This window comes from Parasynechococcus sp., from assembly GCF_042954325.1.
Taxonomy (GTDB): Bacteria; Cyanobacteriota; Cyanobacteriia; order PCC-6307; family Cyanobiaceae; genus Parasynechococcus.
Map to the genome: position 1 here is coordinate 1 of NZ_JBGKDS010000013.1, position 11,055 is coordinate 11,055.

The 11,055-nt window shown below is 60.8% G+C and carries 10 protein-coding genes; all 10 read left to right on the forward strand.

Translation table 11 applies throughout. The features are described from left to right. A partial coding sequence (locus ACGVKB_RS01965; RefSeq protein ID WP_392349593.1) for a RuBisCO large subunit C-terminal-like domain-containing protein occupies window positions 1-708 on the forward strand: 708 nt, incomplete at its 5' end. 59 nt (window positions 709-767) lie between these two features. Then, entirely contained in the window at window positions 768-1,109 is a 342-nt protein-coding gene (locus ACGVKB_RS01970; RefSeq protein WP_006043651.1) for a ribulose bisphosphate carboxylase small subunit, read from the forward strand. A 101-nt stretch (window positions 1,110-1,210) separates the two neighbouring features. After that, entirely contained in the window at window positions 1,211-3,586 is a 2,376-nt protein-coding gene (locus ACGVKB_RS01975) for a CsoS2 family carboxysome shell protein (RefSeq protein WP_392349594.1), read from the forward strand. A gap of 7 nt (window positions 3,587-3,593) precedes the next feature. Continuing rightward, entirely contained in the window at window positions 3,594-5,351 is a 1,758-nt protein-coding gene (locus ACGVKB_RS01980; RefSeq protein WP_392349595.1) for a carboxysome shell carbonic anhydrase, read from the forward strand. Between the two features lie 2 nt (window positions 5,352-5,353). Beyond that, window positions 5,354-5,674, forward strand: a complete 321-nt coding sequence (locus tag ACGVKB_RS01985) for a carboxysome peptide A (RefSeq protein ID WP_392349596.1) — start codon at window positions 5,354-5,356, stop codon at window positions 5,672-5,674. Then, entirely contained in the window at window positions 5,674-5,925 is a 252-nt protein-coding gene (locus ACGVKB_RS01990) for a carboxysome peptide B (protein WP_392349597.1), read from the forward strand. The genes ACGVKB_RS01985 and ACGVKB_RS01990 overlap by 1 nt, the downstream gene beginning before the upstream one ends. A gap of 49 nt (window positions 5,926-5,974) precedes the next feature. Then, window positions 5,975-6,496 carry a BMC domain-containing protein gene (locus ACGVKB_RS01995; RefSeq protein WP_392349598.1) on the forward strand — a complete coding sequence of 174 codons (522 nt, stop codon included), beginning with the start codon at window positions 5,975-5,977 and terminating at the stop codon, window positions 6,494-6,496. A 112-nt stretch (window positions 6,497-6,608) separates the two neighbouring features. Next, on the forward strand, window positions 6,609-8,453 hold the full coding sequence (locus tag ACGVKB_RS02000) for an NAD(P)H-quinone oxidoreductase subunit F (protein WP_392349599.1): 1,845 nt from the start codon (window positions 6,609-6,611) through the stop codon (window positions 8,451-8,453). Window positions 8,454-8,464: 11 nt separating this feature from the next. Continuing rightward, window positions 8,465-9,955 (forward strand): NADH-quinone oxidoreductase subunit M, encoded by a 1,491-nt coding sequence (locus ACGVKB_RS02005; protein ID WP_392349600.1) that lies wholly within the window; start codon window positions 8,465-8,467, stop codon window positions 9,953-9,955. After that, window positions 9,952-11,055, forward strand: a 1,104-nt coding sequence (locus tag ACGVKB_RS02010; RefSeq protein ID WP_392349601.1) for a CO2 hydration protein, incomplete at its 3' end; no start/stop codon positions are given. The genes ACGVKB_RS02005 and ACGVKB_RS02010, both read left to right, overlap by 4 nt.

The window sequence follows — 11,055 nt, forward strand, 5'->3', positions numbered from 1 at the left end:
AACACTCCCGAGGAGATGTACGAGCGCGCTGAGTTCGCCAAGGAACTCGGCATGCCGATCATCATGCACGACTTCATCACCGGTGGCTTCACGGCCAACACCGGTCTGTCGAAGTGGTGCCGCAAGAACGGCATGTTGCTGCACATCCACCGCGCCATGCACGCGGTGATCGACCGTCACCCCAAGCACGGCATCCACTTCCGCGTTCTCGCCAAGTGTCTGCGTCTGTCCGGTGGTGACCAGCTCCACACCGGCACCGTGGTCGGAAAGCTGGAAGGTGATCGTCAGACCACCCTCGGCTACATCGACCAGCTGCGCGAATCCTTCGGGCCCGAAGACCGCAGCCGCGGCAACTTCTTCGATCAGGACTGGGGTTCCATGCCTGGCGTGTTCGCCGTTGCTTCCGGCGGTATCCACGTGTGGCACATGCCCGCCCTGGTCACCATCTTCGGCGACGACTCCGTTCTTCAGTTCGGTGGTGGTACCCACGGTCACCCCTGGGGCTCCGCTGCAGGTGCTGCTGCCAACCGTGTGGCCCTCGAGGCCTGCGTCAAGGCACGCAACGCCGGCCGTCATCTCGAGAAAGAGAGCCGCGACATCCTCACGGAAGCCGCGAAGCACAGCCCCGAGCTGGCCATCGCCCTCGAGACCTGGAAGGAGATCAAGTTCGAGTTCGACACCGTCGACAAGCTCGACGTCCAGAACTGATCGTCTCAACGGCCGGTTGATGCAACCGGCCACCCCTTTTTCTTACACCCAGGATCCCCATGCCTTTCCAGAGCACCGTGGGTGACTATCAAACAGTCGCCACCCTGGAGACCTTCGGCTTCCTCCCGCCGATGACCCAGGACGAGATCTACGACCAGATCGCCTACATCATTGCCCAGGGGTGGAGCCCGCTCGTCGAGCACGTCCACCCCAGCAACTCCATGGCCACCTACTGGTCGTATTGGAAGCTGCCTTTCTTCGGTGAGAAGGATCTCAACGTTGTGGTCAGCGAGCTCGAGGCTTGCCATCGCGCTTACCCCGACCACCACGTGCGCATCGTTGGTTACGACGCTTACACCCAAAGCCAGGGTGCTTGCTTCGTGGTCTTCGAAGGCCGCTGATCTTCGGATCACTTGGTTCCGAGCCCTGATCTGATCAGGGCTCAAGTTTTTTCCGAAGGGACTGGTGTCCCTTCAACTCACGTCGACATCCTCGGGCGGACATGGCAAGACTCTCCAGTCGCGAACTCGCACTTGAACGCCGAAAGGCGCTGACCACCTCCGGTAAGAAAGCTTCTGTCGCCGCTACTGCCGGTGCCAATCGTGTGCGTACCGCTTCTGATGCCAGAGCGACGCGCACCAACGCCAATGCCGAAGAGGTGGATGGGGCTGTGCAAGCCGCACCCGTCGCTGTTGCTCCGCGACGCATGGCAACACTGACCCCCTCCGCAGCGCCTGTCCGCTCCCAGGTCAAGCAAAAGCGTGATCCCAGCCGTGATCTCGTCTTAGCCCGACGTGAAGCCCTGTCCCGCCGTGGCAAAACGGCCGACACCAGCAAGGATCGCAACCGCTCCGAGGTGGCCAAGCAGTCAAAACCTGCTGCCGCTTCTGTTGCTCAGGAGACCAAGACCTGTGGTTGCGGTGGCAAGCGTGCTGCTGAGAAAACCCAGCTGTCCTCCCGCCCTGCTCCGACGTTGCAGCTGAGCGGCCGCACCGAACGCCGCTCCGCATCTCCCAAGCGTCGCGCCATCGAGAATCCAAGTCGTGCACTTGTTCTTGCCCGTCGTGATGCCATGGCGAAGCACGGCAAAACAGCCGGTAAGCAGCCCACCAGTGCCGCCGCTGTCGCCCGCCAGGCCAATCCGGATCTCACCAGCCGTGAGCTCTCCCAGCAGGTGCGTGAACTCCGTGCCAAGGCCGGTGCTCGCAACAAGCAGAGCGCAGGTGTGACCCGTCCGACAGGTCCCAATCGCCACGGCGCCAAGCAGGCTGCTGCGGCCGATGCCCATTGGAAGGTTGGTGAAAGCACCACAACCTCCGGCCAGACCGTCACCGGGACACAGGCCAACCGCTCGGTGAAAACCACGGGTAACGAGGCGAGCACCTGTCGTTCCATCACCGGTACCGAATACCTGGGTGCTGAGGTCTTCCAGACCTTCTGTCAATCCGCCCCTGAGCCGACAACTCCCGCCAAGGTTCGGGTGAGTGCCACCAGCCATGGCAACCGCGTCACCGGCAACGAAGTCGGTCGCTCTGAAAAGGTCACCGGCGATGAGCCCGGCACCTGCAAGTCCGTGACTGGCACCGAGTACATCTCGGCCAATCAATCGGCTGCCTACTGCGGCGGTGGGACCGTCTCTCCCCGCAAGGTTGGTCACAGCCTGACCCAACAGGGTCGACCCGTCAGCGGCGTGATGGTGGGTCGTTCCTCCAGCGTCACCGGTGATGAAGCCGGTGCCAACCGCAATCTCACCGGTGATCAATACTTAGGGTCTGATCCCCTGCCTGACGGTCGTCCAGCGGCCAAGGTCGGTGTGTCCGGCACGCTGTCCGGCACCGGAGTCACCGGAACGATGGTGGGCCGCTCCTCCGCCGTGACCGGCGATGAGTTCGGCTCCTGTCACCGGGTCACCGGAGACCAGTACATCAGCGCTGAGCAAGTCAACTCCTTCTGTGGCGCCAAGCCTGAGGCCGAGGCCCCCAAGGTCGGTTTCAGCATCACCAACCGCAACCTTGTGGTCAGCGGAACCCGCACGGGTCGCTCCGAACGCGTCACCGGTGATGAGCCTGGAACGTGTAAAGCGGTGACCGGCACCCCCTATGCCGGACTCGAGCAAGCCGGCCAGTACTGCGGAACCCCCGCCGTTCAAGCCATCCGTGAGCGCACACCCGTCCGTCCCGGGACCCCTGCTGCCGCAATGACCGGAATTCAGCCCGGCATCGGCGGTGTCATGACCGGTGCCGAGCGTGGTGCCTGCGAGATGATTTCCGGCACGCCTTATATCGGTGGTGATCAACTGGCCGCTGCCTGCGGTCAAGAGGCTCCCGCTGGTTCCGACACCCACGGTGAGGCCCCTGAAGGAGCCCCCTGGACACGCTTCAGTGTGATGTCCCCCGCACGTGCTGCTCAGCAGAAGCGTGATGAACTGTCGTCCGTCACTGGCACGACCTATGAGGAGGACGGCCAACGGATTACCGGCCCTTTTGACATGGCTGGCGGGAAGGTGACCGGTACGGAGCAGTTTCGCTTCGACAACCGCGAATTCCAGAACCGTCAGCTCCAGGTCCGTCAATTTCAACCCACCGCAGTCGAAGCAGCGGTCGAGGCACCTGCCAAGCCCGCATCTCGCGTCACCGGTGAGGGTTCCTCCACCAAGGTGACCGGTGATGACTGGGATCGTGGTGAGCATGTCACCGGCACCGAAGGTGCCTCTGCACGCCGCCGCAATCCAACCCGTCCCGGCCCGATGAGTGCCATGACCCCGTTCGAGCGCAAGCGCAACGAGGAAACCGAATGGCCTGTCAGCCGCGTGACCGGCTCCAGCGGCAACACGGAGAAGGGTTCTTTGATCACCGTCTCTGGCGGAGCACGGGGCTGATCTGCTGATGGTTCGCTCCAAGCCTTCCCGCGGCGGGCGAGCTCAGGCGCCCACGGCCCCGACCCGCCGACAGCTCCAGCAATTGGTCTCGGCTCAGCCCGAGACCAGCTCTGAGTCTGCTGCAGTTGCCTCTCCCACCACCACCGCCCGCGATCGTGCACTCGCGCGCCGCAAGGCGTTGACCACGGCTGGTAAAGCGGCTGTCCTCACCCAGGGGTCCCCTGCTGCAGGTCGGATCCGCACCAGTCAGGACAGCCGACGCCCCGCCCCTCAGCAACCCGGATGGGTCAAGCGCAAGAAAGGGAGTGCCACCACGGTTCCCTTCAATCTCAGCCGTTCGACGCTTGCGGTCTCCTCCCAGCAGCATCCTTTGACGGATGCCGCCACGAATGCCCGTCTGCGCTCCTATGAACAGGAGATCAAGGGACGTTTTGATCGCATTGTTCCTCTGCTTCAGCAGGTCTCAGCCCTTCAGCACCAGCCTGATTTCATTGCTCAGGCCCAGCGTCTGACCCGTGCTGAGCTCGGCTTTGACCTTCCCCATCACATTCTTGAGCGTGCCTGGGTTCGTCCCTTGGACATGCGCGCTCTGTTCGCATGGTGTGTGTTTGAGTCGCATCGACTCTTCAGTGATCATTTTTTCCAAGATGATCCGCTTCAAGGGGGTGTCGATCAACCCAGTTCCGTTGATTTCGAACGCTTTCTTCTCGACTGCGGTTTCCATCTGCTCGACCTCAGCCCCTGTGCTGATGGTCGCCTCGCCCACGGCGTGGCCTATGCCCTGAGGATTCCGTTCAGTGCTGTTCGCCGCCGTTCCCACGCTGGAGCGATGTTCGATGTTGAGAACACGGTGAACCGCTGGGTCAAGACCGAGCACAGCCGCTATCGCGCTGGTCTTCCGAATCCTTCGACCGAGCCGACGCGTTACCTCAAAGTGGTGACCTACCACTTCAGTTCGATTGATCCCCTGCATCAGGGGTGTGCGGCCCATGGCAGCAACGACGCCTTGGCGGCCTCTGCAGGCCATCAACGCCTGCTTGATTTCCGCGAAGCGGTCGAAAACAGTTTTTGTTGCGGTGCGTCCGTCGATCTGCTGTTGATCGGTCTCGACACCGATACCGATGCGATTCGCGTGCACCCTCCTACCCGTGACAGCGCGATGGTGCTTGATCACTGGGTTTGTGCTCGAGAGCTTCACGCCGCCACGGCATCGATGAGTGCGGATCAGGCGATGAGTCAGATCGCTGACGCGGTTGAAGCGGCCGCACCGGGACCGATGGAATCCGGCATGGTGCGGTTCATCACTCGTTTGATCGCCAACAACTGCTCTCAGATCGATTACGTCCAGGATCTACATCGCGGCCCCTATCCCGATGCCGGGCATGCCGAGCGGTTCATTGGTGTGGGGATTGGCTTCAAGGAAGTGCATTTGCGCAACCTCACCTACTTCGCCCATCTCGACACCGTTGAAGAAGGTGCGCCTGACCTCGATGTCGGCGTCAAGATCTTCCGTGGCCTCAACGTCAGCCGTGATCTGCCGATTCCTGTGGTGGTGCGTTTCGACTATTCCGGCCGTGTCCCCGGGGCCCGTGACCGTGCCATCGCCGATTGCCACCGAGTCAACGACGCCATTGCCTCGCGCTATGCCGACTTGATTCAGGATGGCCTCCTGCACACCTGTCTCACGGTGCGCGATCGCCACCAGACCACCCCTGCCGAGGTCGTTGGCTCGACCCTCGATCCTCAGATTCCGGAGGCTCACTGATCATGCTCATCGTCAAGGTCGTCAAGCCACTTGTCTCGACCAATCGGATTCCCGATTTCGAGCACAAGCATCTTCAAGTCGTTCTCGATGGCAGCACCAAAAAAGTTGCTGTTGATGCCGTCGGTGCCAAGCCTGGGGACTGGTGCATCTGCGTCAGCAGTTCCGCGGCCCGTGAAGCCGCCGGCAGTAAGTCCTATCCGAGTGATCTCACCATTGTCGGGATCATTGACCACTGGGAACCTGACCCCCCGAAACCCTCGTCCTCAGCCCCGGCGGTGACGCCGCAGCCTGCTGCAAAACCCGCAGGGGGCGCGTCGAGCTGATGGAAATCATGCAGGTGATGGGCACATTGGTTTGTTCCTTCCGCGTGGCGGGGCTGGACCATATGCACCTGCGGATTCTCAAGAACAACAAGGGCAAGAAATTGGTCGCTGTTGACCCGGTTGGTGCCCGAGAAGGCAACTGGGTTTTTACAGCCAGCGGGTCCGCCGCCCGCCACGCCTGCCCGGACAACACCGTCCTCACCGATCTGACGATCGGTGGGATCATCGACCACTGGACGCCGGACGGATAGGGCCCCATCCCCTCCGCCGCTTCCGTTCGCTTCCAACTCTCTTTTCCCCATGGCCACTCCCTCCTCCACCCCCCGCCGCCGCAGCACCGCTGCCAACAAAACCGTTGATGTGCAGCCCGTGGCCAGTGCTGCCTCCACTCCAGCGGCCTCAACGTCCTCGACGTCTGCCCCGGCAGTGAAATCGGCTTCGTCGTCGTCACCCTCCAACAAAGCCGGTGGAACCGGTGGTGCCATCGCTGCCAAGACCCCTTCTGCCGCTTCGGCTCCCGCTCCTGTGACTGGAATTGCGTTGGGCCTGATCGAGACCCGTGGCATGGTTCCGGCGATCGAAGCGGCTGACGCCATGACCAAGGCGGCCGAAGTCACGTTGATCTGCCGTGAATATGTCGGTGGCGGATACGTCACCGTGATGGTGCGTGGCGAGACCGGTGCTGTGAATGCTGCGGTTCGTGCCGGCGCCGATGCCTGTGAGCGTGTTGGTGACGGTCTGGTTGCCGCCCACATCATTGCCCGCCCTCACCAGGAGGTGGAGCCCGCCTTGGTGTCCAGTGGTGCACTGCGCCGCAGTTGACCGACGCATGAATTGGTCACAAGGGTTCGCGACGACCTCCTGAACAAGGGGGTCTCCACTTAGATTCACCGGCCAGTTCTTAGCAAGCCCGATTCCGATTCCTTTTGCTGTTTTGAATCCGGACCTGCAGCTCTCTCTTCAAACCGCATGGCTGATCCCCCTCTACGGGTTCATCGGCATGCTGGTTTCGATGCCATGGGCGATTGGGTTGTTTCGCCGTCAGGCGCACAGACCCGCTGCCTATCTCAATATTCTTCTGACGCTGCTTGCCTTCGTGCATGGCAGCTTCATCCTTCAGCAGGTCTATCAGGGTGGACCCGTTGACCTCTCCTACCCCTGGCTCACGGTTGCTGATCTCGATCTCGAAATCAGTTTCAATCTGTCCCTGACCAATTTGGTCGCCCTTGAGTTGATCACCGGGCTCAGCCTGTTTTCCCAGGTGTATTCGCTGGGATATATGGACAAGGAATGGGCCCTGGCGCGTTTCTTCGCCCTCCTGGGTTTCTTCGAGGGTGCGATGAGTGGGGTTGTGCTCAGTGACTCCCTGTTCCAGAGCTATTTCCTGCTGGAGATGCTCACACTTTCCACCTATCTGTTGGTTGGCTTCTGGTATGCCCAACCGCTGGTGGTCACCGCCGCGCGTGATGCCTTCTTGACCAAGCGGGTTGGTGACGTGCTGCTGCTGATGGGTGTGGTTGCCCTCTGCAGCTATTCCGGGGTGATGGGCTTCGGCGATCTCTATGCCTGGGCCGCCCAGGACAGCTTGTCCCCCCTTGCCGCCACTCTGCTGGGTCTGGGCCTGATTGCAGGGCCAACCGGTAAGTGTGCCCAGTTCCCGATGCACCTCTGGTTGGACGAGGCGATGGAAGGGCCCAATCCGGCCTCCATCCTGCGGAATTCGGTGGTGGTCACCTGCGGCGCGATTGTGCTGCTCAAGGTGATGCCGATTCTTCAGTTGTCACCGATCGCCCTGGCGGTGATGTTGGTCATCGGTTCGATCAGTGCCATCGGAGGTTCCTTGGTGGCACTGGCCCAGGTGGATATCAAACGCACACTCTCTTACTCAACGACAGCGCACCTCGGCCTGGTTTTCATCGCCATCGCCTTACAGATTCCAGTGCTTGCGCTGCTGCTTCTGTTCTCCCATGCGGTTTCGAAGGCGTTGCTGTCGATGAGCATCGGTGGAGTGATTGCCTCGACCAATTGCCAGGACATCACTGAACTAGGTGGCCTCGGTAGCCGCATGCCAGCCACCACCACGGCTTTTCTGGTGGGCAGTGCTGGGCTGGTTGGTTTCCTCCCGCTCGGTGGCTTTTTGGCTTTTGCTCAGTCGATCGAGTTGCTGAGTGTCCGTTCTGTTCCGTTCATGGCGGTCTTCCTGATCACCAATACCCTCACGGCCATTGGGCTGGTTCGCGTGTTCCGCCATGTGTTCATGGGTGATGCGCTGATCAAGTCGCGACGGGCAGCGGAGGTCAACTGGCAGATGGCCCTCCCGATGGTGGCCCTGTCGGTGGTTGTTCTGTTGACCCCTGTGCTGTTGGTCCGGCTTGAGTCCCTGGATGGTTTGCTTTCGTTCCCGCTCTGGGCGGCAGCTCTGGTTGTCGGCAGTGGATTGCTCGGGCTGGTTGCTGGAGCAGTGGTTCCTCTCAGCAAGGCTTGGTCTCGCTCACTCAACCCTGTGTTGCGCTGGTGTCAGGACCTGTTGGCCTACGACTTCTACACCGAGCGCTTTTATCGCCTCACCATCGTGAATGTTGTGGCCGGGTTCTCCCGCTTGGCTTTCTGGTTCGACCGCAACGTTGTCGACGGTGTTCTCCACGGTGTGGCGCGTCTGTCGATGCAAAGTGCCGAGGGTCTGAAGCTCAGCGTCAGTGGGCAAGGTCAGTCCTATGTGCTGACGGTGCTTGTGGCGATTCTTCTCTTCCTCACCTCGGTGAGCTGGTTCCTCACCTGATCACCTGAGCGATGTTGCTTTCCCTTCTCCTTCTCATTCCCTTCCTTGGGGCCTTTGCTCTCCTGCTGTGGCCCGGTTCCCCGACCAGTGCACGGCTGAGGGATGGAACGATCGTTCTGCTCAGCGTGCAGTGTGTGGCCAGTTTTGCGCTGCTGGTGCCGTTTGATCCCTCGGATGCAGGCCTGCAACTGGTGGAGCAGGCCCGATGGGTCCATTCCATCGGGCTCGACTACGCCCTGGCGGTGGATGGTCTCTCCCTGCCGTTGGTGCTGATGAACGGGGTGTTGTGTTTGGTCGCCGCCATTGCCTCCCGTTCGATTGAGAACCGGCCAAGGATCTACTTCTCTCTTCTGCTGGTGATCAGTGGCGCCGTCAATGGCGCCTTCCTGGCACAAAACCTGCTGCTGTTTTTCCTGTTCTATGAACTGGAATTGATCCCACTTTGGTTGTTGATCGCCGTTTGGGGTGGAGCGAACCGTGCCTATGCCGCCACCAAGTTCCTGATCGTTACCGCCATTTCCGGTGTGTTGATCCTGGGGGCTTTCCTTGGCTTGGCGTTTGTCACCGGCAGCATGGATTTCAGCCTTCGTCCTGTGCTGGCCGGCGAACTTGGCATGGCCAGCCAGTTGGTGTTGTTGGTGGCCCTGCTGATCGGTTTTGGCATCAAGATTCCGCTCTTCCCCTTCCACACCTGGCTGCCAGATGCCCACACCGAGGCCTCCACGCCGGTGTCGGTGCTGCTGGCCGGCGTTCTGCTGAAGCTGGGGACCTACGGCTTACTTCGCTTTGGTTTGGGCCTGTTCCCGGAGGCTTGGCAAGTGGCCGCCCCGTGGTTGGCGGGATGGGCTGCCATTTCTGTTCTCTATGGCTCCCTCGCTGCCATTGCCCAGACCGACATGAAGCGAATGGTGGCCTACAGCTCTGTGGGCCACATGGGATATGTCTTGCTGGCTGCAGCTGCAGCCACCCCGCTGGGTTTGATGGGTGCGCTGTTCCAGATGGTTAGCCATGGCCTGATTTCCGGCATTCTTTTCCTTCTGGTCGGCGTGGTTTACGCCCGAACCGGCACCCGAGATCTGACCGTGCTGCGTGGATTGCTGAATCCCCAGCGTGGTCTGCCGCTCACCGGTTCACTGATGATCATCGGTGTGATGGCGAGTGCTGGGATCCCAGGAATGGCTGGCTTCATCTCCGAGTTCCTGGTGTTCCGCGGCAGTCTTGAGCCCTTCCCCGTCGCGACATTGCTGTCCATGGTGGGCTCCGGCCTCACCGCTGTGTATTTCCTGCTGTTGGTGAACCGGGCCTTCTTCGGACGTCTGGCGATTGCCCCCGGTGATGTCGCCAATCCCCGTATCCTCGATCGGGTCGCTCTCCGTGAGCAGGTTCCTGCGATCGCTTTGAGCCTGGGAGTGTTGGTGCTCGGTCTTGTCCCAGCCCTGTTGTCCAATCTCAGTGAAGCCGCCACCACCGGCCTGAGCCAAATCGGAGGAGCCCTGTCATGACTGCAACCCTTCCCTCCATCGAAGCCCCGGTGTTGCCCGATCAAGAGGAACTGATCCGTCGCCTTCTCAGCGACACGCCTCTGTTGGCCGATACCCCTGACCATTTGCTCCAGGTGGTCAACGTGCTTGAGAGCTATGGCCTTGTGCTGGATGCCTACAGCAAAAATCTGGTCGATCAAGGCGAGAAGCAGCTGCTGAACCCTTTCCCGGTGATGCGTTTCTTCCATGAGGGCTTTTCTTTGAAGCGCCTCTGGGATCACCTGCTTGGTGATCGGATCAACTTTGAGTACGCCGAGTACTGCCAGAAAGCGATGTTCTGGCATGGCACCGGTGGGCTCGATGCGTATCTCGACAGTGAGGCGTTTGAACAAGCCTGTCAGCGGATCATTCAGCGCAAAACCAGCCGTGACCCGCTGCTCGCTCTCACCAATCGCTTGTATCCGGGCTTTGCCCCCGAGTCGATTCGTTCGCTCACCACGATCTACTGCCTGGGTCTGTTCTGGCGGGTGATGAGTGACATCTTTGTGGACCTCGCTCGCCGTTACGCCATTCAGGAGGTCACCTGTGTCAACGATGTGGTGCATCACATCCGTGATGGTCTGGTGACAGCCGCCGGCCATCCCATCACGTACAAAGTGAATGTGGGTGGAGAGGAGATCTGGGTGCTTCCCCCAGAGGCAGGCCTCACCTTCCTTGTCGATGTGGCTGTGCCCTATGTCGAGGCGGTGTTTTTCCGTGGCATGCCGTTTCTCGGCACGGTGTCGTACAACGCCCAGGCCCGTCAGATCTCACCGGACATCAGTGACTTCAAGTACGGAGCTCTTTACGCTGACCCCATTCCGAGCATGGGGGCCGGGATCCCACCGAGTCTCTGCATGCAGGATATGTACCGCCATCTTCCGGAGGAGTTGAGCGATTGGTACGACCACCATGCACGGGGCCAGGTCGATGTGCATGTCCAGATTTGTGTGAGCTTCCAGAAGTCGATGTTCTGCGTGACCAATGGTGCGATCGCTGGCACAATGCCGCATCCTCTGGACACCACTGATCCAGAGCAACAGGCGGCCAACCGTGCCTATGCCGAGGCTTGGTCTGGACGG